Here is a 25,463-nt window from a genome sequence, read left to right on the forward strand (position 1 = left end):
GCTCCTTACGGGATCGTGACCGTGGCGTACATGCCCGGGTAGATCGGGGCCTTTGAGCTCGTTTTGAAGGCGACCTTGACGCGGAAGGTGTGCGTCATCGGGTTGGAACTCGGGATGATGGCGCTGACGGTGCCCGTCGTCAGCAGCCCGACAGAGGGAACCTCGACGGCGACCTTGGTACCGTAGGGGACTTTGGAAAGGTCGCTCTCAGCAACCTCGATGGCGATCTTGAGGTCGCTGAGGTCCGCCAGGACGAAAGCGGGCATCCCCGGCATCGCCATCTCGCCGACTTTGATGTTCTTGGCGATGATGACGCCGTCGTTGGGCGCTTTGATGCGGAGGTAGTTGTACTGGTTGTAGACTTCGGAGAGCTGTGCCTTCGCCTGCGCGACCTGCTTTTTGCTGATGTCGACCATGTCTTCCATGTTCTTGGCGGCCAGTTCGAGGTTCTCGACCTCGTACTGGCTGACCATGTTTTTCTCCAGCAGGCGTTTGTAGCGGGCCAGGTTGAGCCGGACGTTGCTCAGCTGGTTCTGGTTCATCTGCAGGGCGAGTTCGGCCTGGGAGATGCCCAGTTCGACCCGCGCTTTGGCGCTGTCGACCTCTTTGGAGTCGATACGGTAGAGCAGCTGCCCCTTTTTGACGCGTTCGCCCTCGGAGGCGCCGACCTCGGTGACAAAGCCCATGTAGCGGCTGGTGATCATCTTCTGGTTATCCGAGATGACGCTCCCGGCGACGGTGAGGCCGTCGGCGGCGAGCGCGGCTGCGGCTAGCATAAAAGAGAGAAGCAGTTTTTTCATTGTGTGACTCCGTTGGCAAGTTTTTCAAGGGCGAACACCCGTTCGGTCCGTTTGTTTTTGACTTCCAGCAGGGCAAGGACCTTCTCAAGCTGCTGGGACTGTTTGATAACGACGTCGCTCATGGAAGCGAGCTGCTCGCGGTAGCGCGCCTCGTAGCTGGCGTAGATCTCCTTGGCGAGGGCCAGCTCTTTGGAGAGGGCGTCGATCTCGTAATCGAGGGATTTGATCTCGGTATGGATCTTGTCGACCTGCAGCGCGATCCCTTTTTTCGCCAGGTCGATCTGCGTCTTGGTCTTGAGGGTCTCGATGCGGGCCTCTTCGTAGGCGGCGTAGTCGCTGCCGCCGGCGAAGAGGTTCCACTTGAGCTGGACGCCGACGGTGTAAGAGCCTTTGTCGGCGGCATAATGCTCGAAACTGTCGGCGGCGGTCTGGACATCGGCCTGGAAGCCGACCATCGGCAGGTAGTCAGAGAGGGCGACGTCCTGCATGCTTTCGCGGATCTGCAGACCCGTTTTGGCCCGCTGAACGTCGATGTTGGCGGCGATGACGTCCGCCGTCTCTAGCGGCGGCAACGGGACGTCGGAATCGGGAAGGGCAATGGTGCTGACGGGCTGGTCGAGGAGGAAGCTGAGGTAGTGGTAGAGCAGCTTTTCGTTCGCTTCCATCTGGTGGATGGAGCGCGCCACGTTGGACTTTTTCGCCTGGACTTCAAGCAGGTCCGTCTGTTTGGCATACCCCTCCTCGATCATCGACTGCGTCATCGCTTCGAGGGTGCCAATGTTGTCGTAGATCGTTTTCAGGTTCGAGAGCGCCTCATCAAGCAGGCGCATGTCGTAGTAGGCCTTGCGGGTCTCGTAGATCTTTTCATTGAGCAGTTTTGTTCTGTCGAAGCGTTTGAGGCGTTCCATCCCCTCGGCCGCTTCGACATAAGCGCTGATCTTGCCGCCGACATAAAGGGGCAGGGTGTACTGCAGTTTGCTCTGGAAGAAGTTGCGGTCGCCTGGGTAGTTCAGCGCTTCCGGCGGCTGGGTATAGAGGGCATCGCAGGCCGTCAGGTCGCCGCCCTGACAGGCGGCGGAATTGGCCATGAACTCTGCAGCGCCGAAATCGCCGAAATTCGCTTCGCGGCCGGTCAGTTTGAAGCCGAAGACATTGCCCGCATCATCGGAGCGGGAGATGTTCTGGATAAAATCCAGAGAGCCCCAGTGCTGCCCCCCGGCCTGTGAAGCACGTTCACGCGCACTCTGCACGTCATAGGTTGCCGCTTTGATCTCGAGGTTTTGGGCCTTCAGCAGGTCGATGGCCTCGTCCAGGGCCAGGGCGCCGTTTTGGGCCGTCGCAGCGCCGAGGCTGAGTGCCGTTGCGCAGAGCAGGGTCGCCAGTTTCATGATTGCTCTCTCCTTGTGTTGTTGCGAATGTTACAAAAAAGTTATAAAAATTATGAGGATGAATTATACACCATACGATCTTAATCAATGTAAACACGCCAGCACGCCCCGGCACGGTTTTTTCATTAAGAGCATAGGAAAATCTTATCACAATATTCACAAGCTTTCCACTGAATAGGGGTGTTTACATGCCCGTTACCACATTTTTACCCTATTTAAGCTACACTTGCAGCATCTTACGGAAACGCCCCTGTAGGCGGTGTATCAGAGGAGTACGGGTGAGTCTCAAAGAGAATATCTCGATGGTTAAGGAAGAGCTGAGCACGGAGGAACAGTTCTTCGAACAGGCAGTCAAGACCGAACGGTTCGTCAAAAAGTACAAGAAACCGCTGATCGCGGCGGTAGCGGCGGTGGCCCTCGCCGTCGTCGGCACGGCGGCGTATGACGCCTATGACGCTTCCAAACGCGACGCGGCAAATGCCGCCTACCTGACCCTGCAGTCCGACCCGACCAATGCGGCGGCAAAAGAGACGCTCAAGGCGAACGCGCCGCAGCTTTTTGACGCATGGAAAATGTCCGTGGCGATCAAAAGCGGCGACGTCAAAGTCCTCCAGGCGCTGACGTCGTCCCCGGCGTCCGAAGTTGCCGACGTCAGCAGCTACGAAGCAGCGGCGATCGCCAAAGACGCCAAAGCGCTGGGCAGCTACAGCTACCGCCAGGGCGGTGTTTACAAAGAGATGGCCCTGATCGACGAAGCCGTGCTCCTGATGCAGGAGGGCAAAACGGATGAGGCGCACCGCCGTCTGCAGATGATCGGGGAGCAGTCCCCGCTCGCACCACTGGCGGAAGCGCTTTCGCACTACGGCGTGAAATGATCAAGCAGGCTTCTCTCTTCCTCGTCGGCGCACTGCTGGCCTTTTCGGGCTGCAGCAACAAAGAGTACTATACGCCGGAGCAGACCGTCAACGACTGGCCGGTCTGCAAAACACCGAACCATTCGGCAGAAGCCATTGTCGGCGAACGTCCGAAGGTGGAGCAGATCCCGACCTGGCCGACCTGTCAGCGCACCGGGGTCTACCTGGTCTCCAAAGGGGCGCAGGGCGCCGTGGGACGCCAAGGCATGGTCGTCGAAAAAAGCGGCGTCAGCGGCTTCAAGATCCCCGACGGGGAGCGTTTCCTCGGCCAGAGCGGCGGATGGTTCCTCTCGACGGGAATAGACGGGAACGTGACGCTGCGGCGCAGTGAGACGAATGAAACGAAACGGCTGGCACTGGAAAAGACGGTCGCCGCCGCCGCGGTGGAGGGGGACTACCTCGCCGTACTCTTTTCCAGCAACGATATCGGGATCTACCGCCTCTCCACGGGCAAGAGCTACTACAAGCTGCCGGGAACGCCGGCGACGGCAGTGGATGTCCGCATCTCCAATCCCTACTTCCTCGGGAACCTTGTCGTTTTCCCGACGCTTGACGGCCGCCTGGTCGTCGTCAACTACGAGGAGAAGGAGCTTCTGCGCTCGACGGTGGTCAGCACAGAAACCTATTTCGACAACGTCTTCTATTTCAAAGTCATCGGTGACACGATGGTGGCGGCTACCCCGAACCGTCTTTTCAGCCTGAGTGACAAAGAGCGGCGTGAGAAGCTCGACCTCCGCGACGTCGTCTTCGATGCCTCGGGGATCTGGGCGGCAACGAAAGAGGGGGAAGTGCTCCACCTCACCCCGGCACTGCAGCCGGTGGCCAAGCAGAAGTTCCCTTTTGCGCATTTTCTCGGGATGATCGTGGGCAAAGAGAAGCTCTACCTGCTCGAGAAAGAGGGCTACCTGATCGTCATGGATAAAGCGATGACGCAGACGGAGGTCTACAATATCGCCCTGGACGACGGGATCAACTTTACCGGGGAGAAAGCCTTCTACGTGCGCGACAAGATCATTACCGTCGAAGAGTAGCGTCGGCGTGTCCGGTCCGCTCGAAGCCTTTATCGAATACATCACCGTTACAAAGGCCCTGAGCAAGCGGACGGTCGAGGCGTACCGCTCGGACCTCGAACAGCTCGAGCGTGCGGCAGAGCGTCCGCTGCTCTCCTTGGAGACCGCCGACGTGCTGAAACTGCTCGGCGGGATCGCGAACAAACGCACCCTCAACCGCAAACTCTCCTCGCTCAACGCCTTTTTCGCCTTTTGTCATTCGCGCCGCTTTACGGCGGAGTCGGAACGCTTCGCCCTCGCCAAGATTCCCAAACTGCTGCCGAAGTTCCTCAGTTTCGATGCGATCGAACGGGGTGTGTCAGCGATCGGGACGGAAAAATGGACCGACCTCCGGGACCGGGCGCTGATCATGTTCCTCTATGCGACGGGGGTGCGCATCAGCGAAGCGCTCGCCGTCGAGCGGAGCGACTTCGAGGGGGAGTGGCTTCGGGTACGGCACGGCAAGGGGGAGAAAGAGCGTCTCGTCCCCGTCGCCGAGGCTGCACGGCGTATGATCGAGCGCTACCTCGACGCGGTGCCCTTTGAGCGCAACCAGCTCTGGCTGAACCACCGGGGGCGGGTGCTTAGCCGCGTCTCCGCGTACAAGATCACCCAAAAATACCTCGGGATCTCTCCGCATGTCCTGCGCCACTCCTACGCGACGGCGCTGATCATCGGCGGAGCGGACCTGCGGGTCGTCCAGGAGCTGCTGGGGCACGCCTCGCTGCTGACGACGCAGGTCTATACCCATGTGCAGAAGCAGAACCTCAAAGAGACCGTACAGCGCTACCACCCCTACAGCAACGGCTAAAGGTCAAGCCGACCCCCCGCGGATGTCTCAACGGACGGGGAAATCGAAATAGCGGTCGGGATAGAGCTCGCTTTCCAGCGTAAAGTGCCACCATTCCTCCCGCAGCGGCCGGAAACCGGCGCGCGTCATGATGCGGCGCAGCAGCAGGCGGTTGGCGCGCTGCTGCGCTGTCACCGCCATGCTCTCAGGCCATGACTCGGGTCCGAAGAAATCGAAGCCGGTGCCCATGTCCAGCTCCTTGCCGCTTTCTCGGTCGACCAGCGTCAGGTCGACCGTGCTGCCGCGCGAGTGCCCCGACCGCGCCGCGATATACCCCTCTTTGAAGAGCACGCTTTTGTCGACACGGGGGTAGTAGGTCGCCTTCATCTTCGTATCGTCGAGATCCTTCGCCCAGCGTACGAAATGGTCGACGGCGCGCTGGGGACGGTAGGCGTCGAAGACCTTGAGGCCGAGGCCGAAGGGCGCGAGGGCGGTTTCCGCCTGCTTCAACGCCTCCGCCGCCGGACGTGTCAGGTAGCAGCGCGGCGCTCCGTAGCCGTCAACGGGCCGACCGACAAAGTTGTTGCTGCCGAAATAACGCGCTTCGATGCGGAGGGAGGGAACGGCTTCTTTGAGATCGACGAAGTCGGGCGGTACCGCTTCGGCGGCGGTACCGATGCAGAACAGGAGAAGGGCGAAAAGGAGTGAGCGCATCGCAAAAACCTTTTTCGGGGCATTATAGCACTTCGGGAGAGGTCGGCCTGTATTAATCATAAATTCTAATATCAAAAATATGTGATTTCCTAAGAACGCGGGGCATAAAATGAAAGGTAGCTTTTGCATGAAGGAGACGTGATGAAGTGGATTAACAACGGAAGCTATCGGGGTGCGGTCTGCTGCGGTGCTCTGCTGCTGACAGGGCTCTCCCTTGGAGCGGCAGATAAGACCGAAATGCTGGAACAGGGGCGTTACGTCGCGGTGATGATGGGGTGCAACGACTGCCATACGCCGAATTATCTGATGCGTGAGGGGGACGTCCCCGAGAAACTCTGGCTGACGGGGAGTGCATTTGGGTGGCGCGGCCCCTGGGGGACGACCTACCCGACGAATCTGCGCAACCGGCTGAGCCAGATGACGGAGGACAAATGGGTGGCGTTCGCCAAAAACCTCAAAGCGCGTCCACCCATGCCCTGGTTCAACCTGAACCAGATGAAAGAGAAGGATTTGCGGGCCTTTTACCGCTATGTGCGGCATCTGGGGGCGGCCGGGGAGGAAGCCCCGGCATACGTTCCGCCGAGTGCGGAACCGCAGCCACCCTACGCGACATTCCCGCCGCCGCCTCCCGCACAATAGGAGTGAATAATTTTTGGAAAGAAATATGCATTATCCCTTGCGGAAAATTATCGGCGATACACTCTGTATCGTCGGTTCCGAAATTCATATGCAAGAGGGTCGTAATGTCTCAGAAAGTGCAAGTCAAAATCGAAGGTCTCCCGGAGGGAGCTGTCAGTGCCGAAACAATGCAGAAAAAGATCATGAAGAACATCGTTGCCGAGATCAAATCTGCCAATATGGACGGGCTGAACCCCTTCGACCTCGATATTGACGCAGGTCTGGATGTCGCCGTTGAGATGACGCCGGGCGCCTGACGTTCGTCAATGCTGCCGCCGCTCTCCCGCGGCGGCGGATGCTTTTATGATCGCTTCCGTAATTCTAAAACTGACCGAAACGTGCAATCTCGACTGCACCTACTGTTATATGTTCAATTCCGAAGACAAGACCTACACGCGTGTCCCGAAATTTATGCCCCTCGAGACAGGCCTGAAGGCGCTTGAGCGTATCGCCGATTATCTTGGGGAACATCCCGAGCGGCGTATACGCCTCGTCCTGCACGGCGGTGAGCCGTCGCTGTGGCCGGAAGCATCCATGACCCCTTTCCTGGAGGCGGCCGGTGCGCTGCGGCGGGAGACAAAGCGGCTCAGCATCGGTCTGCAGACGAATCTCTACGACTACGATGCAGCGCTGCTGCAGCGGGTCGCGGCGGCGGGCGGTTCCATCGGGGTAAGCCTGGACGGACCGGCGGCCTATAACGATCAACGACGCGTCACAAAAGGGGGAGGCGGCAGCTACGAGCGGGTCGCGGAGAACCTGAAGCGGCTTGACGCGGACGGGCTGCTCCCCTTTTTCGGCGGAGTCCTGAGCGTGGCGGACCCCGACATCCCGCCCGAAGACTATCTTGCCTGGATCAAGACGCTGCCGAAAAAGCGTGTCAGCGTGCTCTGGCCCATCCACTACAACTACGATGCGCCCCCAACGCATGATTACGGGGCGTGGTACGCCGAGCTTTTCCGGCTGTGGGCAGAGGCGGACGACCCCTCGATTGATATCCGCATCTTCCGCGACGCGATCAAGCGGATGCTGGGCTCTTCGCACCACGGCGACGGCGTCGGGGGCGAAAGGCTCAACAGCGTCATCGTCAACAGCGACGGGCAGTATGAACGCCATGACTACCTGCGCTATTTTGCCGACGGGGCGGTACGGACGGAATTCAACGTCCGCGAGCACGGGCTGGAGACGGCCGCGCAGGACCCGGTCATCCGCCGCTGCACCGATCTGCGCGAAACGCTGCCGCCGGAGTGCGTTGCCTGCGGACACTACGAGGTCTGCGGCGGGGGCTTTGTCGCCAATCGGCTCGGCGGGGAAGGGGTGGATTTTTCGCGCAAATCGGTGATGTGCGGGGATCACCAGCGCTTCTTTGACACGGTCCGTTCCTACATTGGCTGACCGGGGCGGCGGGTCCGTTTCGGTAGTGTATAATGGGTGACGTTCGATTTACGCTCAAAGGAGTCATCATGAAAGCAGTTATGAGTGTTCTGCTGGTTGCCGCCGCATGGCTGCACGCCGGGAATTTTACGCTGACGAGCAGCGACCTTCAGGGACAGCTGACCATGAAGGAGGTCTTTAACGGCTTCGGGTGCAGCGGCGAAAATGTTTCGCCGGCGCTGCAGTGGGCGAATGCGCCCAAGGAGACGAAGAGTTTTGCCGTGACGGTGTATGATCCGGATGCGCCGACGGGCAGCGGCTGGTGGCACTGGGTTGTCTTTAACCTGCCCGCAACGGTGACCTCTCTGCCTTCCGGTGCCGGGAACGGTGCCAAAGGTCTGATGCCCAAAACAGCCGTACAGAGCATGACGAGCTTTGGTCAGGCAGGCTTCGGCGGGGCTTGCCCGCCGGTCGGCGACCGCCCGCACCGCTACGTCTTCACGGTCTACGCCCTCGACGTCGCGGCTCTCGACCTGGACGCCTCGGCGATGCCGGCGTTGGTGGGGTACATGCTCAACGCCCATGCCATTGCAAAGGCGTCGCTGATGGCGTACTACGGCCGCTAGCATGGGACGCGGCGCGCTCCTCGCGTGGACCGTGATCTTTGCCACCGTCCTGCTCTGGTCCGGAATCGCACCGAAAGACCGTCTGACCTGGGTACTGGAAGTGGCCCCCGCGGTTATCGGCTTTGTCGTGCTGGCCGTAACCTACCGCCGTTTTCCCCTGACGCCGCTACTCTACTGGCTGATCCTCGCGCACAGCACTATTTTGATGATCGGCGGCCACTACACCTATGCCGAAGTGCCGTTTTTCGACGGCTTGCTTGAGAGCAGCCGCAACAACTACGACAAGGTCGGCCATTTCGCCCAGGGGTTCGTACCGGCGTTGATCGCGCGGGAAGTGACGATCCGTCTGGATGTGATCCGCGGGGAGGGGTGGCGCTTCTTTTTCATCGTCAGCTTCTGCCTGGGGCTCAGTGCTTTTTACGAACTCATCGAGTGGTGGGTCGCGCTGCTCAGCGAGGAGGCCGCGGACGCGTTCTTAGGGACGCAGGGGTACGTCTGGGATACGCAGTCGGATATGGGGTACGCCCTGTTCGGTGCCCTAGCCGCGCTCCTGCTACTGAGACGGATGCACGACCGGCAGTTGCGACAGTACGTCTCAGCCAAAGGGAAGGAGTGAAGGATGGTCGGCGCGGCACGTCTGCATACACAAGTTTTCAACTCCATTGATGAGCAGATTGCGGTGATCGACCGCAGCGGAACGATTATCGATGTCAATGCCGCCTGGAAAGCCTTCGGAGCGGAAAACGGGATCGTTGAAACGTTTGCTTCTGTCGGCAGTAACTATCTTCAGGTCGTGGAGGCGTCGGTTTTTTCCGGCGATGCCTTGGCCATGGAGGTCTCGGCAGGTATCTTGGATGTTATCAAGGGAAAGCGGGCCGATTTTAGGTACGAGTACCCTTGCCACAGTCCGGAAAAGAAACGCTGGTTCATGATGCATGTCAAGCCGCTGGAGGGAAGCGGAAAAATGCTCTTCGTCATCACACATCACGACATCACACAGCGGCGCCTGGCGGAGGAGCATGCGGCCTTTCTCTCCCGGCATGACCCCCTGACTGGGTTGGCGAACCGCCGGCGCTTCAATGAATTCGTTCAAGAAGCGCTCCAGCGGGGTGCGCGGAACAGCGCTTCCGTGACCCTGCTGGAATTGGATCTGGATAATTTCAAATCGTTCAATGATGCGCTCGGCCATCCCGCGGGGGATGACGGCCTGGTCAAAGTGGCCGGAGTACTGCATGAACATACCCGCAGGGCGGATGACCTGGCGGCGCGCTTGGGCGGGGACGAATTTGCCGTCGTTTTAGGCGGGAACGACATGAAAGTACATCAGGAAACCGCCGCGTCGATTCGAAGGGAAATCGAGGCCCTCGGGCTTGCATTCGATGCCGGAAAACGACGAGTGACGACAAGCATCGGCGGTGTTTCTTTGCTTCCGGGGCACGGAGAAAGGGTTGAGACGCTGCTCGCCGCAGCAGACAGGATGCTTTACCGTGCTAAGGCGCAGGGGCGAAACCGCGTGGTCTTCGAACCGTTGCCGCAATGGTCTTTAGAGGAGTGATGCTGCCCGCCATCGATTCGTGCGCTATAATTGCACTATGAAAATGCTCCACTACGAAGAGACACGCACCATGTTCAAACCCATCATCGACCGCCTTAATGCCAACGGACTCATCTACAAAAATCTTGATGAAGTTCAGCCGAAGGCACTGGGAATCCGCAACCGTATCCGTCTCTTCAGTGCGACGGACCGACAGGGGTATTACACGGCGATTTTCGTGGTCGCCCAGAAGAGCCGGGTCGTGATGAAAGACGTGGAGAAGCTCGACGTCATCCTGCGCAAGCTGGAACTGTACGCGGACCACGCTTTCAAACACCGCGTCTTGATGATCGACGCGCCGCTCTGCTCCAAGGCTAAAGCCGCCTTTAAACAGCAAGGCTGGAAGCTTATTTAATGATACGCTGCAGGAGCGAAGCCCCTGCAACTACGTTGACACTGTGTTTGTGTTGTCCTCGGGCTAAACGCCCTGCGGAATTGCGCTCGCTACATCGGCGGCGGGCCCTTGCGCCCTTGGCGCTTTATTCGCCCCATTAAGTTAAGGTGGAATTTACTAATGCTTTTATGTGATATCGGCAACACCTCTTTCCACTTCTACGACGATAAGCAGGGGCGCGATTACCGGGAGGATGCCGCTGCATTCGATCCCGCCGGCGTGCGGGTTCCCGTCTACTACATCAACGTCAATGCCGCGCTCCAGTCCCGCCTGGACGGGCTGGAGAACTGGACCGATCTGCGTCCCGCGATCGATTGGCACGACTACTACGCGACAATGGGCATCGACAGGGTCGCCGCCTGCGAAGCGGTGGAAGAGGGGGTCATTGTCGATGCCGGCAGCGCCATCACGGTCGACGTCGTGCGCGGAGGGCGTTTTGAGGGGGGATTCATCTACCCGGGGGTGTCGGCGCTCTTGGAGACCTACCGCCGCATCTCTCCGCGCCTGGACAGCTCATTCAATTTTGATATGCAATTGGATAAAATGCCGAAAAATACGCGGGATGCGATCAGTTACGGTGCCCTGGGCCTTTTGGCCAAAGAGGTGTCCGGTTACGGCCTGCCGGTCTACCTCACCGGCGGGGACGCATCTCTGCTCATGCCGCTGTTCAGCACGCCGAACTATGCGCCGCTGTTGCTGTTTTCGGGCATGAAAAAGATCATTCAAAAGGCTGGACTATGTTGACCGTCGCGCTGCCGAAGGGCAGAATCGCCAAAGAGACCCTCGAAATTTTCGAGACGATTTTTGGAGAGACATTTGCTTTCGACGACCGCAAGCTGATTCTCGATACGCCGAACTTCCGTTTTCTGCTGGTACGTAACCAGGACGTGGCGACCTATGTCTACCACCAGGCAGCCGACATCGGCGTCGTGGGGCTTGATACCCTCGAAGAGCAGGGACTCGACGTGATCCGCCTGCTGGACCTCGGCCGCGGCTACTGCCGCGTCGCCATCGGGATGAAGCAGGGCGAGAAGCTTGACCTCACCAAGCCGGAGATCAAGGTCGCGACGAAGATGGTCAACATCACCAAGCGCTACTTCGCCGAGCGCGCCGTTGCCGCCGATGTCATCAAGCTCTACGGCTCCATCGAACTCGCCCCGCTGGTCGGGCTGGCAGATATGATCGTCGATATCGTCGAGACCGGAACGACGATGAAACAAAACGGCCTGGAGGTCGTCGAGGAGATCATGGAGTCGACGACGCACCTGATCGCCAACAAGAACAGCTACTTCGAGAAAAAAGCGGAGATCCTCGACATCTACGAAAAGATCAACAAGGTCGTCAGTGAGTCTTGACCTCTACGCGAAAGCGGAACACCTGCTCGGCATCGAGGAATCGACCGAACGGCTGCACGATCTTTACCTGAATACCCTGCAAAACTACCCGGCAAAATCGCTACTTGATATCGGTTGCGGCCGCGGTGCTTTGATGCAGAAGGCGCAGGAAGCAGGCATGGTCTGTACGGGCATAGACCAGAGCGAAGTGATGGTAAAGGCCGCCGCGGCCAAAGGGCTTAACGTATCGCGCAAGGGGATCTGCGAAGTCGAAGGGAGCTACGACGCCGCCGTCGCCGTTTTCGATGTGCTCAATTTCCTCGACAAGGACGGACTCTTCGTCTTTTTGCAGTGCGTGGCGCAACGGCTCAACCCGGGCGGCATCTTCATCGCCGACATCAATACCCTTCACGGCTTCACGGATGTGGCGGAAGGGACGATGACGAACGAGGACGAGGAGCACTTCCTGGCCGTCGACGCCTATTTCGAAGCCGAGGAGCTGCACACGCAGTTCACCCTCTTTACGAAAACGTCGCCGGAGTGCTATGCCAAGGAACAATCGGAGATCGTGCAGTGGTTCCATCCCCTCAACCGGTTCCGCAACGTCCCGAACCTCAAACTGACCCACTACAAGAATATCTCGCTCTACGATACGAACGACAAGATGCTGCTGGTATTTAAAGCGCTTTAAAACATCCGTTCGTGAAAACGGCGCTGTAATGTTATACTCTGGGCATGAAAAAGCCGGTGCCCGTTTACCTTTTTCTTCTCTTTCTCTTAGCGGCATCCCTGTCGGCACAGGTGGAACCGCCCGCCTTTCCCTCCGTCTTTGACGGTCCCGTTCCCGAATGCAACTGCAGCGCCCTGGTGAATGAGACCAACGTGCGTCGCGCGATCAGTGTGACGGACTGGAAGATGTATCTGCTGGAGGAGCAGGGGTGGTTCGAGAGCAGCATGGAGTACCTCGACGCGTTTCACGCGGACGTGACGCAGAAGGTGCATGTCTTTTCGGCCAATGCGGATCAGCAGTTGTCCAGCTGGGGCGGGCGCGAATCGAAAAAAAAACGCCGCAGGGTCCCCCGGGACGGCAATGCCAGCGAAGGGCTCTCAGACTACTTTAACGAGCTCTTCCATGACGATACCTACTTGTACAGCGGTGAGGAGAGCTACCTGATCCTGCGCGGCGGGGCTGAGTATAACAAGGAGGAGGGGTGGAAGTTCCTCAACAACATCCGCTTCGCGATGAAACTGCCCCATACCCAGGAACAGCTGCAGATCTTTGTCGGCGACCCGCTGGTGGACAAAGACAAGGATGTCATCTCCGAAAACGGCCAGATCAACGAAACGACGGGCGTCGGGGCGCGCTACTTCCTGCCGGATTTTCTCAGAGACGTCAAAGCGAGCGTTTCCGCCGGTTTCCGGGGGTTGACCAACCCTTTCACGCAGGGGCGCATCGAATACCGCATGAACTTCTATGACTGGCTGATCCGGCCGGTGCAGTATGTGGATTACTCCGTCAAGAGATTGTTCTACGAAGAGACCGACCTCTATTTCGACCGCCGTATCTCCAAAGAGGAGCTGGTGCGTCTGCAGCTGCAGCGATCAACCGAGACGGAAAGAGAAGGTATGGCGTACATGACGTCGCTCTCCTATTTCAATACGGTGCGCTTTGGCACCGGGTTCAGGACCTTTGTGTCAGCGTCGGGCCGGACGGTGGTTGACAACCCCCAGAGCGCCGACACGAACGTCACCACAGTCGAAATGACCCCGGGCATCTACCGGTACAGCATCGGTCTCGGCTGGAAACAGGCGTTCGCGCGTCGATGGATCTTTTACGAGGTCATCCCCCGTATTGACTACGACATGCAGTACAACTGGCGGCCGAATTACGTCTGCCAGTTCTGGCTGGAGCTCTATTTCGGCGATACCTGAGCCAGCAGTTTTTTCATCAGTTCGATGTGGTAGCTCTCCTGGAAGTTGATGAAGTCGAAAAAGGCGGAGAGCTCCTCATCCCTGACCGCTTCGGCGAGGGAGCGGCACTGCTCTTTGGCATTCTCCTCCTCGGCGATGCCGTTGCGGATAAAGGCATCGAGATCGTTGATCTTGTAGGTCCGTTCATCCAGGGGACGGGGCAGGGCGAGGATCCCCATCTGCGCCATCATGTTCCCGAAGGACTTCAAGTGGAACTGCGACTCGTCGATCAGGTCCTGGTAGATGTCTCGCTCGAGCAGGTTGCCGCTTTCGTTCTGCATATAGGCGTAGATGAGGATCAGCTCGTACTCTTTGTAGGACTCCTCGAACAAAAAGAGGGTCAGCGCGTCGGTCTGGGGTTGGTCGAGGGATTTTCCCGGCAGGGTGCGGTGGCGGTCGAAGGCGGTGACGGGGGCATCGGCTCCGGGGCGGCAGCGCAGGGCCTCCAGCCTTGCGATGAGGTATTCGTCGTCGGTGATCATCCGCGCCGAGAGCGCCGAATCAGGATAGAAGGCCATGGTGGCCTTGACGGTGCCGATGAGTGCCTGTAGGGCTTCGGAATTGTTGGCGGGCTGGCCGAGGTCGACGTCGCGGTCATAGGTGTATGCGGTTCCCTTTTCCGCCAGGGCGCGCGCGATCCAGCGCATATGCCGGAAGGCGATCTGGGCATGGTCGTAGAGCTCGGACTTTACCGCGTCGTCTTCGAGCATGAAGGAGGTGAAGAGGATGTTCAGCCAGAGGGCGTGTTTATGTTTGAAAACGTCCGGTGTCACTTCGTCTCCTCCGTGGCGCAGCTGCTGGCGATCGGGAGCCGGTGCAGCTCCTCCTCCCCGCCCTGCGTCCGGTGTGCCAGGTTCTGCAGGGCGGCATTGAAGGCCGTCAGGACGAGCTCCGAGCAGGCCCGCTGCTTTTCGGGGGCGTCGGCGACCTTCTCCTCCATCTTGTGCATAATAGTCGTGGCTTCGTCGATGCCCGCGCCTTTGACCATTTCGGTAAAGACGGAACCGAGCACGACCGTGTCCTGACAGCCGTTGGTCGCAAAGGCGATCTCGTTGACCGCAGCGGTGTCTTTGCCCAGGTAGAGGATGACATACTCGCCGCTTCGCTCGTCGTAGCCTATGCCGACCCCGCCCGGGTCATCCAGTTTGCCGTAGTTTTTCGGCGCCATCATATGTTCGATGATCTCGTCGCTCAGTTCCATTTCCACCCCCTCCGTGTACTTCTTGTGATATTATTCTAACCTTAATATGCTTGAAGGAGCGCACTGCGCGCTGCTTCTGCGAAGGAGATGCACTGAGTCGCCGCAAACCCGTCAAAGATAACGGTTTTACCGCCGAAGATTTTCTTGTCACGACCCCCGAAGAGATGCAGCGCCGCGGCTGGGAACAGCTCGACGTCATCCTCGTTAGCGGGGACGCCTATATCGATTCGCCCTTTATCGGCGTGGCGATGGTGGGGCGCATTCTCGAGCGCGAGGGGTACCGTGTCGGCATCATCGGACAGCCGGACATCGAGAGCGCCGAAGCGATCAGCCGCCTCGGGGAGCCCCGACTCTTCTGGGGGGTGAGCGGCGGGAGCGTCGACTCGATGGTCTCCAACTACACGGCGACGAAGAAGTTCCGCAACAGCGACGACTACACTCCCGGCGGCAAAAACGACCGGCGTCCCGACCGCGCGACCCTGGTCTATACGAACCTGATCCGCCGCCATTTCAAAAACACGGCCCCGATCGTCCTGGGGGGCATCGAAGCGAGTCTGCGCCGCATCACCCACTACGACTACTGGAGCAACAAGCTGCGCAAACCGATCCTCTTTGACGCCAAGGCGGACTACCTGATCTACGGGATGGGGGAGATCGCGTTGCTAGACCTGACGCATGCCCTGGAAAAGGGCGAGGACCCGACGACGGTACGCGGGGTCTGTTACATCTCCAAAACCCCGGAGCCCGATTACATTCAGCTCCCTTCCCACGCCGAGTGTCTGAAGGAGAAAGAGCGCTACATCGACATGTTCCAGTACTTCTACGACAACAACGACCCCATCTCCGCCAAGGGCCTCTGCGAGGAGGTCGACGGCCGCTACCTTATCCAGAACCCGCCCTGCGACTACCTCAGCGAGCCGGAGATGGACGGCCTCTCCGCCATGCCCTTTACGCGGGAACTCCACCCCTACCACAGGCAAGCGGGTGAGGTGAAATGCCTGGAGACGATCAAATTCTCCATCATGACCCACCAGGGGTGCTGGGGCGAATGCAACTTCTGCGCCATCGGCGTACACCAGGGGCGTACCATCCGTACCCGCTCGGAGGCCTCCATCGTCGGCGAGGCAAAGGCTTTTACCGAGTACAACGATTTCAAGGGGATCATCTCCGACGTCGGAGGGCCGACGGCGAACATGTACGGCTACGAGTGCAACAAAAAGCTCAAACTCGGCACCTGCGACCATCAGCGCTGCGTCGATTCGCGCCACCTCTGCTCCTCCATGAAGGTAGACCATTCGCGCAACATCAATCTGCTGCGCCAGGTGCGGGCGGTGCCGGGGATCAAAAAGGCCTTTGTCGCTTCAGGCATCCGCTACGACCTGATCAACGAGGATAAACAACACGGCTACGACTACCTGAAAGAGCTGGTACGCCACCATATTTCCGGGCAGATGAAGGTGGCTCCGGAGCACACACAGCAGCACGTTCTCGACCTGATGGGCAAGCCGGGCAAGCAGACGCTGATCGATTTTAAAAAGCTTTATGATAAACTAAACGCAGATGAGGGAAAAAAGCAGTTTTTGACGTACTATCTTATTGCAGCACACCCGGGCTGTACGGAAGCGGACATGCACGAGCTGAAGCGCTTCACGTCCGAAGAGCTCAAGATGAATCCGGAACAGGCGCAGGTATTCACGCCGACGCCGGGGACGTGGTCATCGGTGATGTATTACACGGAGATGGATCCGGAGACCCGGAAAAAGATCTTTGTCGAAAAAGATACGCGCCGCAAAGAGAAGCAAAAAGAGATCGTCGTTAAAAAACAGCAGTTCAGGAGCGGTTTCGCCAGTTAAAGGAGCAGACAATTGGCACTGTTTGGAAAGCTATTTAAGAAAAAAGAGCCCTCGAGGCCGGAAGTCGTCCCGGTCGAAGAGGTCGAATTGCAAGACGCCCCGTTCAACCTCAACGATACGTTGCGCGATGTCGCGAATATTCTCTCTCTTGATGCGCAGGAGAAGCGCATCTCCATCGTTTACCGGATGAAAAAGAATGTCCCTTCCGCCGTTATCGGAGACCGCTACAAGCTCTCCCGTCTGCTGAGCGACATCATCGGGAATGCGATCGATTTCACCGATAAGCGCGAAGACGTCGTTGTCCAGATCAGTCGGAACGAAAGCAATGACGAGGCGCTGGAGCTCCATTTTGAGGTGATCGATTACGGGGTCGGGATGGACGAGACGGTCGTCGAAGAGATCCTGATGCCGATGCTCACCAGCGACACCCCGGCGGCGGCGTTCGAGATCCGCGGCAGCGGGCTGCAGCGCGCCCGCGACATTGTGCACGCAATGCAGGGCAGCATCCGTCTGAGCAGCCGGCCGAAGAAAGGGACGCGGGTCAATTTCCATCTGCTCCTTTCCGCCGAAAACCTCAAGGAAAAACGCCACTACCGTCTGCCGAACAAAGAAGGCGTCGGGCGCAAGACCCTGGTCGTCGACAACGATATCGGCAGTGCGAAGGCCGTGGTGCCGATGCTGGAGTACTTCCGTCACGACGTGAGCGTCGGTAACGTGGCAGACCTGGCTTTCATGGAGTCGTACGATATTGTTATGGTCTCCTCCGAATACTGGAGCGACGAGCTCTATGCGGATATCCAGAAGCTGGGGGAGGCGTGTCCGAAGATCGTGATGATCGAAAGCATGATCAACCACCAGGAGGTGGAGGAGCGCGCCCTCGAGTACGTCGACTGGCTCATCTATAAACCCTTCACCCAGCAGTTCGTTTTTGAAATGCTGGTGGCGCTCTATTCCGATGCGCTCAGCACGGCTCCGGAAGAGTCGGAGGCCGCGGCGCCGGAAGCACCTGCCGTCGAAGAGGCCATTAAGGAAGAAGCGCTCCCCGAGCCGCATATTCCGGAAGAGGTCGCTCCCGCAGCGGACACGGCAAAAGCGAAAGCCGTTTCGGCGGTGGAGGCCTTCCTCAACGGGACGGTCATGGCCGGCGAGCAGAATGAGCGCAGCGTCTATTGCAAATCTGCCCACCAGTTCTTCGTGGCGGCGGACGGATTGGCCCACTGCGGCAATGACTATACGGCCTTTGTCGAGAAACTCAAAGAGGCGATCTGGAAGTATGTCAAGGCCGACCGCGTGATCATGGGGATGATCGGCCAGGGACAGCTTGGGGAGGCGGCGGAGTACTGCGTCAAGATGAAGCAGCCCCTCGCCGAACTCGGTGTGTATAAACTCGCCTGCCTTGCGGATCTGCTTGAAACGGCGTGCCGGGAGCGGAATGCGGAGGAGATAGAGGCATTGACGAATGCCATCGGATTTATTCTCAAACAGACGATTTCGTCCCTCGATCAGTTCATCGAACAGTCGAAATACAAAATCCGTTAGGGGGTGGCGGATGCAAAATTATAAACTGATCATAACAGCGCTTGTCGCCGTGGCGTCATTGGCATTGATGGCGGCGGAACCCTACATGAACATTGTCGTTGCCGCGGGTAACAGCAAAGCGGAGATGGATATCTATGTCCATACGCTGAAACGGAAATTCGCGGCCGATCCCGCCATTGCCGAAGCACAGGCCAATGAACATTTCGAGGTTGTCAGCCGACGGTCGGGGCGTCACTACATCACCAGCGTCGAGCCGCTCCGCGACAGCGAGGTCGTCTCCAAGGTGCTGGAAAAGGTACAGCGCTATTTCCCGGACGCCTATGTCTACACCCACCGCGGCGATGAAGTGCCTGCAGCCGAACCCGAGCCGAAGGTGGAGGTGAAAACGGTCTATGTTCCCGCCGAACCGGAGATCAAAACCGTCTATATCCCGGCCGAACCGGAGGTCAAGACCATCTATGTCGACAGGCCTTCGAAGGGGATCCCCTCCGAAAAGATTCTGATCGCGCTGATGATCCTCGGAGCGCTCTTGCTGCTGCTAATCCTCTTCGCCCTCTATCAGAAACAGAAGCTGTCAAAAATAAGCCGCGTGCTCAAAAAAGAGCATGAAGAGCTCGAGCAGATGCTCGAACACCAAGAAGACATCATGGTCAACGTCGGCGAGAAGATCCGGCAGCCGGCCAAGGAGATCAGCACCAGCAGCGAGAAGATCCTGCAGACGCAGCTCGACCCGGAACAGAGCCGTGAACTGGAGAAGATCAAGCATTCCGACGAACTGCTCCTGGACATCACGAATGACCTGATCGACTTCCTGAACCTCAAGTCCGACAAGGTCAAGCTGCGGCATGAACTGTTCAATATCAACAACGTCCTCGACGAGATGGCGGGGACGGTCAGTAGCCGAGCACGGGGCCGCGGGGTCGAATTCATCTTCGACATCGAGAAGGGCGTACCGGCCAAGTTTATCGGGGATTCGCTGCGCCTGGGGCAGGTGCTCACCAACCTGATGAGCAATGCCATGAAGTTCACCGAAGCCGGGGAAGTAAAGCTCCATATCCGGCGTCTGCCGGACAAGGGCGGGAAGGTGATGCTGGAGTTTATCATCTCCGACACGGGCATCGGTATTGACCCGAAACGTTTCAACGATATCTTTGAACCCTTCTCTTCGGCCAACGATCTGAAAGAGACGGGACTGGGGCTCTACATCTCCCGTGCGCTGATCGAGATGATGGGCGGTGCCATCGAGATCAAAAGCGTCATAAGCAAAGGGAGCGATTTCATTCTGACAATCCCGCTGGAAGTGCCGGACGTCAACGAAAAACGCCACTACCGTCTCCCGGCCAAGGCCTTCACGGGGCACAGCTTCGTGATCGTCGAGGTGCAGCCGACGGCGGCGGATGCGCTCAAAAAGATGCTGGAGTACTTCAAAAACGACGTTAGCGTCCGATCGCTGGGGGCGATCCGCAACAAGAGCGATATCCTCTTCGAAAGCGAGGTCGTCATTATCGCCGAAGATGCCTTTACGCCGGACGTACAGGCCCTGATAAAGCGGGTCAAGAGCGAAACGGACAACAAGGTCGTCCTGGCGGGGAGCATGATGAACGAGCCCCACGACGTCTCAGCGCTTAAATCGATGATCGATGCGCGGATCATGAAACCGCTGAACCTGCAGCGTATCTACGACCTGATCGTCGACCTTTTCGAAGACAGTATCAAAGAGGTCGATACCGAGGGCGTGACGCCGCGGCACACGTCGCCCAAAGCGATCACGGAGCAGCACTATGAGGATGTCCCGGAAACGCCGAACATCACGAAGCAGAGCTTCAGTGCCTTCGCGGGGGCGTCGGTCCTGATCGTCGAAGACAACCTGATCAACCAGAAGGTACTGCTGAGCCTCTTCAACGGCAGCGGCATCAGGGTGACCATGGCCGGCGACGGCGTCGAAGCCCTTGAAGCGGTGCAGGACCCGAAAAACCGTTTCGACCTCGTGCTGATGGATATCAACATGCCGGTCATGGACGGCTACGAAGCGACGCGCCACATCCGTTCGGACGCGCAGTACGACGATATGCCGATCGTCTCGCTGACCGGTCTGGGGCTGCCCGAGGAGATCGCGAAGATGTACGCGCTCGGGATGAACGCGCACCTGACCAAACCGGTACAGGTGGGGCGGCTCTATACGGTGTTCAGCCGCTTCGTCAAGACGGCGGCCCCGGCAGCCAAGACGCCGGCCCGCACGGCAACGTCGCCGCTGAAGGGAACCGCGTTCGCCAATACGGAGGTCCTTGCGGCCAGGGACGGCCTCATGCGCGCCAGCGGCGATGCGGAGCTCTACGGCGAGATCCTCGAGGAGTATGTCACGCTGTACGCCAGCGCGGACCAGACGCTGGAGGTCTTTATTAAGACGGGGAACTTTGATGCCGCCAAGAAACTGGCGCACGACATCAAAGGCGTCAGCGCCAATATCGGCGCGACCCACATGGTACAGGTCTGCGAGGCCCTCAATGTCGGCTTGTCGCGGAACCTGGAGAACAGCAAACTGCTCGCGCTCAAAAGCGATTTCGACCGCCACCTGCATGATGTATTGAAAGAGGCGAGAAAGTACCTGCCGTAACGGCGGATTTAGTAATCATTCCCTACAATTACCGCATGAGAATAGATAAATTTCTGAATGCGGTCAACATCACGAAGCGCCGCACCGTGGCGCAGGATATGCTTGCCAACGGGGTCGTCAGCATCAACGGCCAGAGCGTCAAGGCGAGCAAGAACGTCGCGGTGGGGGACATTGTTGCCATCGCCTACCTCAAGGGGGAGAAGCGCTACGAAGTGCTGCAGATCCCGACGACGAAATCCACACCCAAATCGATGCAAAGCGAATACGTAAAGGAACTGAATTGACCTACAGCGAAGCCAAAGCCGCGTTTGAACGCCTTTTCCGGCATGAGATGGACGATGCGCAGATGCGCGACTTCCTGCTCTCGATGAAACTGGATGAAACGATGCCGGTCGAGGCGCTGGCCGCCGCGGCATCCGTGATGCGCGCCAACGCCATCGCGCTGCCCGTGGACGAAACGCTGCGCCCGGAGTTGATCGACATCGTCGGCACGGGGGGCGACAAGATCGGCAGTTTCAATATCTCCTCGACGGTGGCGATCCTCTGCGCCTCGATGGGTTCCTACGTCGCCAAGCACGGCAGCCGCTCCGTCACCTCGAAATCGGGCAGTGCCGATATGTTCGAAGCCCTGGGGGTCAGGCTCGATCTTGGCATCGAACAGACCGCGCGCCTGCTCGAGGAGACGGGCTTTACTTTCATGTTCGCCCAGAACCACCACCCGGCGATGAAGTTCATCATGCCGGTGCGCAAAAGCATCCCCGAAAAGACGATTTTCAACGTTCTCGGCCCGCTGACCAATCCTGCCGGCGTCGGGAAGATCATGCTCGGCGTCTTCGATAGAAGCTTCGTGCCGAAAATTGCGGAAGCACTGAAGATCAACGACGTGACGTCGGCGATCGTCGTCAGTTCGAAGGAGCGGATGGACGAGATCAGCATCTCCGACATCACCTACGCTGCCCGTGTGGATGAGAAGGGGATCACCGAGTACGAGATCGATCCCGCCCTCTACGGCATTCCGCGTCAGCCCCTTGAGGCGATCGTCGGCGGTGACGCGGATGCGAATGCCGCGATTTTGAGGAATATCTTTGAAAACCGTGCGACGGACGCACAGCGCGATATTGTCCGCATCAACGCGGCCAACGCCTTCATCGTCGACGGGAAGGCGCGGGATATCCAGGAGGGGCTTGAGATGGCCGACGAGGGGCTGCAGAGCGGACGGGCAAAGGCCAAGCTGGCGCAGATCATCGAGGTCTCCGCAAAACTGTGAGACAGCTCAAATGCGGCAAGGAGGACCTGGACCGGGTGGTCGGCGCCATGATGGACGCGCTGCCGCGGGGCGGCGTCGTGATCTTGCAGGGCGACCTCGCCAGCGGCAAGACGACGCTGACCCAGGCCGCGGCGCGCCATCTCGATATTGACGAACCGGTCACCTCGCCGACCTTTTCGCTGCAGCAGTGCTACGGCGACCAGATGTTCCACTACGACATCTACAACCACGGCATCGAGCATTTCCTCGCCCTGGGGCTCCTTGAAGAGTTGGAAAAACCGGGCTATCATTTCATCGAATGGGGTGACGAAACCCTTATAGAGATGCTGAAGATGGCGGAGATCCCCGCCGTTGTCATTGAAATCGAAAAGTGCGCTCCCGACGCACGCTGTTACAAGGTCTACCATGCATAAACTGAGCGCCCAGGAGTTGGTCAAGACGATCAAACAGACCGAAATCGTCCGCGGAGTCTCTTTGGAGGTCAACACCGGAGAGGTCGTCGGCCTGCTCGGGCCCAACGGGGCGGGCAAAACCACGACTTTCTATATGATCTGCGGCCTTGTCGAAGCGACGGGCGGCGAAGTCTTTATCGACGAGAAAAACATCTCGAGCTATCCGATGCATGCCCGGGCCCGGTCGGGCATCGGCTATCTGCCGCAGGAAGCCTCCATCTTCAAGGACCTCACGGTCGAAGAGAACCTGATGGTCGCGGCGCAGGCGGTGATCAAGAACAAGAAGGAACAGCGCGAGCGTATCGATGAGATGCTTGATATCTTCAACATCGAACCGATCCGCTACCGCAAGGGGATCAGCCTCTCGGGCGGGGAGCGCCGCCGCGCCGAGATTGCCCGCGCTCTCGTCGCCCGTCCCCGCTTCTTATTGCTCGACGAACCCTTCGCCGGGGTCGACCCGCTGGCGGTCCTGGATATCCAGAAGGTCGTCGAGCAGCTCGTCAAACACGACATCGGCGTGCTGATCACCGACCATAACGTCCGCGAGACCCTCGACGTCTGCGACCGTGCCTACGTCATCAAGAGCGGGACGCTCCTCGCGTCGGGTACAAGCGCCGAGATTATGGTCAACGAAGATGTCCGGCGGCATTACCTTGGCGAGTCATTTAAATTTTAATATCGCCGGTGCGCCGGCCCTTCAGACCACGTTAAGCCCCTGGGGGGACTCCCTTCGGGAGGCACACGGGTGATGCGCACATCTCTTCCTTCTCCATGAACGAACAGGATTTAAAAACACTTCTGGATGCAGAGATGCGGCAGCGCAACCATGCGCTGGAGATCTCCTACGAGCGTCCCGATCCCATCCTTGTCGCACGGCGTTACCAGGAGCCCTACAGTGCACTCGTATGCGCGCTTTTCGCCTACGGACGTGCCGATCTGATCGTTCGATTCCTCGACCATCTCGATTTCAGTTTGCTGGATGCGGAGGAAGCCGTGATCCGCCGGGCATTCGAGGGGCAATACTACCGTTTCCAGAACCGTACGGACATCATCGAATTCTTTATCACCCTGCGGCGTCTGAAGCTCGAAGGCGATATCGAAGCGCTGTTCACGGAGGCGTACCGGCCCAACCGTTCCGTGATTGAGGGCGTGAATGCCGTGATAGCGAAGATGCAGGCGCTCAACGGTTATGAGAGCCGCGGATACCGATTTCTCATCGGGCGCGAAGTAACGAAGTACAAAGGGGGCGCGCCGATGAAGCGGTGGCTGATGTTCCTGCGCTGGATGGTCCGCAGCGACGCCATCGATTTTGGGCTCTGGCAAGGCGTCGGCACATCCGATCTGCTAATGCCCCTCGATACCCATACGTTCAACGTGTCGCACCGACTGGGACTTCTGAAGCGAAAGAACTACGACCTTCAGGCCGTGGCGGAGCTGACGGAGACCCTCAAACGTTTCGATCCGGATGACCCCGTGAAGTATGACTTCGCCCTCTACCGCCTCGGCCAGGAGAAACAGTACTGACCTTCCGGCAATTAATTTCTATAGTATGTTTATTTATGTTTTTATAAAATTTATTGTGTTTCATATATTTTAAGCTCATAAGAGTACAATGCTGCGTATCCGGACGACAAAGGGAACGCATATGAAACGGAACGACACAGTGGCCCTGCCACTCCTTACCGCCTGCGTGTTCATGCCAAACCTCCCGCTGCTGCACGCCGATGATCTGCTCTGGGCAGAGGGGGCAAAAGCGATCGAAAGCATGGCAAAAGGGTTCGGCAGCGCGACGCTTAAAACGAGCAGTAACGGGGCCCCCTACATTATCGGGCGCATTGACGGGACGAAGTATGGCATCTACTTTTACGGGTGCGAGGAGGACGGCTCGGCGTGCAAAAGTATTCAATTCACAGTAGGGTGGAGCGAAGCGCAGATGACGATGGAAACGATCAACCGGTGGAACCGGGATACACGTTTCGGAAAGGCCTATCTCGACGAAGAGGGTGACCCGTGTCTGGAGATGGACGTCAACCTGGATTACGGCGTGACGCCACGCAACGTCGAAGACTCTTTTGACCTCTGGACGCGTGCACTCAAAAGTTTTAAAACGGATTACCTGGACTAGGAGAGGTACTTTCGTCGGGAAAAGAGAAGGAGGCCTCTGTCGGCAGAGCGCGAACCGTCTGCGCGCTCCGTGCGTCGACGGGCCGTTGGCGTGAGGCCGCCGCTTTGTTGCGGCGGAGAGGGGATCAGGCCGCTTTCTTGACCGCTTTTTTAGCCGCTTTCTTGGCGACTTTGATCTTTGCCGGTTTATCCTTCAGGACGATCTTTGTCACTTTTTTCGCGACTTTTTTCATTGCCTTTTTCTTCAGCACTTTTTTCGCCACTGCTTTCTTGGCCGCCTTTTTCGCCACTTTCGCTACCGCTTTTTTCTTCAGGACCTTTGCCATTTTTTGCTCCCTTTGGATTGTTTTTACTACTAAATTTAGTAATAAATTATTACCATAATACATTTTTTATATTATCATGTCAATAGAGCATAGCGAAAGGAAAGACTATAATTCGGGATCGAAAGGACGCAAGATGACGTTTATAGAGTTCAAAAAACTGCTGCTGGATGCGGAGATCACGCTGCCGAAATTCAGCAAGCTGATCAAAGTGAGCGAAAAGAACCTGCAGTCGTACAAGAAGAAGGGCGAAGTGCCCAATACGATCGCCGTCATCGCCGCCTGTTTCGCCGAGATGAAAAAAAGCGGGATGGCGTATGTGCCCGTGGTGGAGGCTTTGGAACTGAAGGCCAAAACAAAGAAGGGGGCGGGGTTCGCCAAGAAGAAAAAATCGGATGCATCGGAAGCGGCGGAAAAGACGGAGTGAACCGTGCCGCACGGCGGGGAAGGGGGCTTTTACCGAAGGG

Annotated in this window: 30 protein-coding genes; 24 read left to right on the forward strand and 6 right to left on the reverse strand. The window is 58.2% G+C overall.

From position 1 onward, the window contains the following. Window positions 1-5 precede the first annotated feature (5 nt). Both LOH54_RS04990 and LOH54_RS04995 read right to left on the reverse strand, forming a co-directional pair. Window positions 6-800, reverse strand: coding sequence for an efflux RND transporter periplasmic adaptor subunit (locus tag LOH54_RS04990; protein WP_231020934.1), 795 nt, complete (start codon window positions 798-800; stop codon window positions 6-8). Then, on the reverse strand, window positions 797-2,188 hold the full coding sequence (locus LOH54_RS04995; RefSeq protein WP_231020935.1) for a TolC family protein: 1,392 nt from the start codon (window positions 2,186-2,188) through the stop codon (window positions 797-799). The genes LOH54_RS04990 and LOH54_RS04995 overlap by 4 nt, the downstream gene beginning before the upstream one ends. A gap of 278 nt (window positions 2,189-2,466) precedes the next feature. On the opposite strand from LOH54_RS04995, the gene LOH54_RS05000 reads away from it, so the two are divergent. From LOH54_RS05000 to LOH54_RS05010, 3 genes are read left to right on the forward strand one after another with little or no spacing between them, the layout of a single operon-like run. Continuing rightward, on the forward strand, window positions 2,467-3,063 hold the full coding sequence (locus tag LOH54_RS05000; protein ID WP_231020936.1) for a hypothetical protein: 597 nt from the start codon (window positions 2,467-2,469) through the stop codon (window positions 3,061-3,063). Continuing rightward, on the forward strand, window positions 3,060-4,133 hold the full coding sequence (locus tag LOH54_RS05005; protein WP_231020937.1) for a hypothetical protein: 1,074 nt from the start codon (window positions 3,060-3,062) through the stop codon (window positions 4,131-4,133). The genes LOH54_RS05000 and LOH54_RS05005 overlap by 4 nt, the downstream gene beginning before the upstream one ends. Window positions 4,134-4,140: 7 nt before the next feature. Next, window positions 4,141-4,962: a tyrosine-type recombinase/integrase gene (locus tag LOH54_RS05010; protein WP_231020938.1), complete on the forward strand. Its 822-nt coding sequence runs from the start codon at window positions 4,141-4,143 to the stop codon at window positions 4,960-4,962. A 27-nt stretch (window positions 4,963-4,989) separates the two neighbouring features. Here LOH54_RS05010 and LOH54_RS05015 read toward each other — a convergent pair whose 3' ends face one another. Next, window positions 4,990-5,655: a M15 family metallopeptidase gene (locus LOH54_RS05015; RefSeq protein ID WP_231020939.1), complete on the reverse strand. Its 666-nt coding sequence runs from the start codon at window positions 5,653-5,655 to the stop codon at window positions 4,990-4,992. Between the two features lie 141 nt (window positions 5,656-5,796). On the opposite strand from LOH54_RS05015, the gene LOH54_RS05020 reads away from it, so the two are divergent. The 11 genes from LOH54_RS05020 to LOH54_RS05070 all read left to right on the forward strand — a co-directional run bounded on the left by LOH54_RS05020 (window position 5,797) and on the right by LOH54_RS05070 (window position 13,584). Further along, window positions 5,797-6,294, forward strand: a complete 498-nt coding sequence (locus LOH54_RS05020; protein ID WP_231020940.1) for a hypothetical protein — start codon at window positions 5,797-5,799, stop codon at window positions 6,292-6,294. A gap of 104 nt (window positions 6,295-6,398) precedes the next feature. Beyond that, window positions 6,399-6,590: a hypothetical protein gene (locus LOH54_RS05025; protein ID WP_231020941.1), complete on the forward strand. Its 192-nt coding sequence runs from the start codon at window positions 6,399-6,401 to the stop codon at window positions 6,588-6,590. A 46-nt stretch (window positions 6,591-6,636) separates the two neighbouring features. Then, window positions 6,637-7,725: a radical SAM protein gene (locus LOH54_RS05030; RefSeq protein WP_231020942.1), complete on the forward strand. Its 1,089-nt coding sequence runs from the start codon at window positions 6,637-6,639 to the stop codon at window positions 7,723-7,725. Between the two features lie 68 nt (window positions 7,726-7,793). Next, entirely contained in the window at window positions 7,794-8,330 is a 537-nt protein-coding gene (locus LOH54_RS05035; RefSeq protein WP_231020943.1) for a YbhB/YbcL family Raf kinase inhibitor-like protein, read from the forward strand. 1 nt (window position 8,331) lies between these two features. Then, window positions 8,332-8,946 (forward strand): DUF2238 domain-containing protein, encoded by a 615-nt coding sequence (locus LOH54_RS05040; RefSeq protein ID WP_231020944.1) that lies wholly within the window; start codon window positions 8,332-8,334, stop codon window positions 8,944-8,946. Window positions 8,947-8,949: 3 nt separating this feature from the next. Beyond that, complete coding sequence (locus LOH54_RS05045) at window positions 8,950-9,885, forward strand: sensor domain-containing diguanylate cyclase (RefSeq protein ID WP_231020945.1); 936 nt, start codon at window positions 8,950-8,952, stop codon at window positions 9,883-9,885. Between the two features lie 37 nt (window positions 9,886-9,922). Continuing rightward, a complete protein-coding gene (locus LOH54_RS05050) occupies window positions 9,923-10,279 on the forward strand; it encodes a hypothetical protein (protein WP_231020946.1) in 357 nt (118 codons plus the stop codon). 159 nt (window positions 10,280-10,438) lie between these two features. After that, the gene (locus tag LOH54_RS05055) at window positions 10,439-11,062 is read left to right on the forward strand and encodes a type III pantothenate kinase (RefSeq protein WP_231020947.1); all 624 of its coding nucleotides are present in this window, start codon (window positions 10,439-10,441) and stop codon (window positions 11,060-11,062) included. Beyond that, window positions 11,056-11,673: an ATP phosphoribosyltransferase gene (hisG, locus tag LOH54_RS05060; RefSeq protein WP_231020948.1), complete on the forward strand. Its 618-nt coding sequence runs from the start codon at window positions 11,056-11,058 to the stop codon at window positions 11,671-11,673. Before LOH54_RS05055 ends, hisG begins: the two co-directional genes overlap by 7 nt. After that, window positions 11,663-12,343: a class I SAM-dependent DNA methyltransferase gene (locus LOH54_RS05065; RefSeq protein ID WP_231020949.1), complete on the forward strand. Its 681-nt coding sequence runs from the start codon at window positions 11,663-11,665 to the stop codon at window positions 12,341-12,343. The genes hisG and LOH54_RS05065 overlap by 11 nt, the downstream gene beginning before the upstream one ends. A gap of 44 nt (window positions 12,344-12,387) precedes the next feature. Beyond that, window positions 12,388-13,584, forward strand: a complete 1,197-nt coding sequence (locus LOH54_RS05070; RefSeq protein WP_231020950.1) for a hypothetical protein — start codon at window positions 12,388-12,390, stop codon at window positions 13,582-13,584. Here LOH54_RS05070 and LOH54_RS05075 read toward each other — a convergent pair. Continuing rightward, window positions 13,566-14,396 (reverse strand): ferritin family protein, encoded by an 831-nt coding sequence (locus LOH54_RS05075; RefSeq protein ID WP_231020951.1) that lies wholly within the window; start codon window positions 14,394-14,396, stop codon window positions 13,566-13,568. The genes LOH54_RS05070 and LOH54_RS05075 overlap by 19 nt on opposite strands. Further along, a complete protein-coding gene (locus LOH54_RS05080) occupies window positions 14,393-14,824 on the reverse strand; it encodes an iron-sulfur cluster assembly scaffold protein (protein ID WP_231020952.1) in 432 nt (143 codons plus the stop codon). Before LOH54_RS05080 ends, LOH54_RS05075 begins: the two co-directional genes overlap by 4 nt. 164 nt (window positions 14,825-14,988) lie before the next feature. Here LOH54_RS05080 and LOH54_RS05085 point away from each other — a divergent pair, with 164 nt between their 5' ends. The 9 genes from LOH54_RS05085 (at window position 14,989) to LOH54_RS05125 (ending at window position 24,674) form a co-directional block, all read left to right on the forward strand. Beyond that, the gene (locus LOH54_RS05085) at window positions 14,989-16,677 is read left to right on the forward strand and encodes a YgiQ family radical SAM protein (RefSeq protein WP_231021221.1); all 1,689 of its coding nucleotides are present in this window, start codon (window positions 14,989-14,991) and stop codon (window positions 16,675-16,677) included. Window positions 16,678-16,689: 12 nt separating this feature from the next. Further along, window positions 16,690-18,216: a sensor histidine kinase gene (locus tag LOH54_RS05090; RefSeq protein WP_231020953.1), complete on the forward strand. Its 1,527-nt coding sequence runs from the start codon at window positions 16,690-16,692 to the stop codon at window positions 18,214-18,216. A 10-nt stretch (window positions 18,217-18,226) separates the two neighbouring features. Beyond that, window positions 18,227-20,830 carry an ATP-binding protein gene (locus tag LOH54_RS05095; RefSeq protein ID WP_283949357.1) on the forward strand — a complete coding sequence of 868 codons (2,604 nt, stop codon included), beginning with the start codon at window positions 18,227-18,229 and terminating at the stop codon, window positions 20,828-20,830. 35 nt (window positions 20,831-20,865) lie between these two features. Continuing rightward, window positions 20,866-21,114 carry an RNA-binding S4 domain-containing protein gene (locus LOH54_RS05100; protein WP_231020954.1) on the forward strand — a complete coding sequence of 83 codons (249 nt, stop codon included), beginning with the start codon at window positions 20,866-20,868 and terminating at the stop codon, window positions 21,112-21,114. Continuing rightward, on the forward strand, window positions 21,111-22,097 hold the full coding sequence (gene trpD / locus LOH54_RS05105) for an anthranilate phosphoribosyltransferase (RefSeq protein WP_231020955.1): 987 nt from the start codon (window positions 21,111-21,113) through the stop codon (window positions 22,095-22,097). The genes LOH54_RS05100 and trpD overlap by 4 nt, the downstream gene beginning before the upstream one ends. Beyond that, window positions 22,094-22,510 carry a tRNA (adenosine(37)-N6)-threonylcarbamoyltransferase complex ATPase subunit type 1 TsaE gene (gene tsaE / locus LOH54_RS05110; RefSeq protein WP_231020956.1) on the forward strand — a complete coding sequence of 139 codons (417 nt, stop codon included), beginning with the start codon at window positions 22,094-22,096 and terminating at the stop codon, window positions 22,508-22,510. Before trpD ends, tsaE begins: the two co-directional genes overlap by 4 nt. Then, complete coding sequence (gene lptB, locus LOH54_RS05115) at window positions 22,503-23,225, forward strand: LPS export ABC transporter ATP-binding protein (protein WP_231020957.1); 723 nt, start codon at window positions 22,503-22,505, stop codon at window positions 23,223-23,225. Before tsaE ends, lptB begins: the two co-directional genes overlap by 8 nt. Window positions 23,226-23,359: 134 nt before the next feature. Continuing rightward, a complete protein-coding gene (locus LOH54_RS05120; RefSeq protein ID WP_231020958.1) occupies window positions 23,360-24,073 on the forward strand; it encodes a TIGR02757 family protein in 714 nt (237 codons plus the stop codon). 121 nt (window positions 24,074-24,194) lie between these two features. After that, window positions 24,195-24,674: a YbjN domain-containing protein gene (locus tag LOH54_RS05125; RefSeq protein ID WP_231020959.1), complete on the forward strand. Its 480-nt coding sequence runs from the start codon at window positions 24,195-24,197 to the stop codon at window positions 24,672-24,674. A gap of 124 nt (window positions 24,675-24,798) precedes the next feature. Here LOH54_RS05125 and LOH54_RS05130 read toward each other — a convergent pair whose 3' ends face one another. Next, complete coding sequence (locus tag LOH54_RS05130; protein ID WP_231020960.1) at window positions 24,799-24,999, reverse strand: hypothetical protein; 201 nt, start codon at window positions 24,997-24,999, stop codon at window positions 24,799-24,801. Between the two features lie 133 nt (window positions 25,000-25,132). Between LOH54_RS05130 and LOH54_RS05135 the strand changes: the two genes are divergently transcribed. Beyond that, window positions 25,133-25,423 carry a hypothetical protein gene (locus tag LOH54_RS05135; RefSeq protein WP_231020961.1) on the forward strand — a complete coding sequence of 97 codons (291 nt, stop codon included), beginning with the start codon at window positions 25,133-25,135 and terminating at the stop codon, window positions 25,421-25,423. Window positions 25,424-25,463: the final 40 nt, after the last annotated feature.

The sequence above is a fragment of the Sulfurimonas sp. HSL-3221 genome (assembly GCF_021044585.1).
Lineage (GTDB): Bacteria > Campylobacterota > Campylobacteria > Campylobacterales > Sulfurimonadaceae > Thiomicrolovo > Thiomicrolovo sulfuroxydans.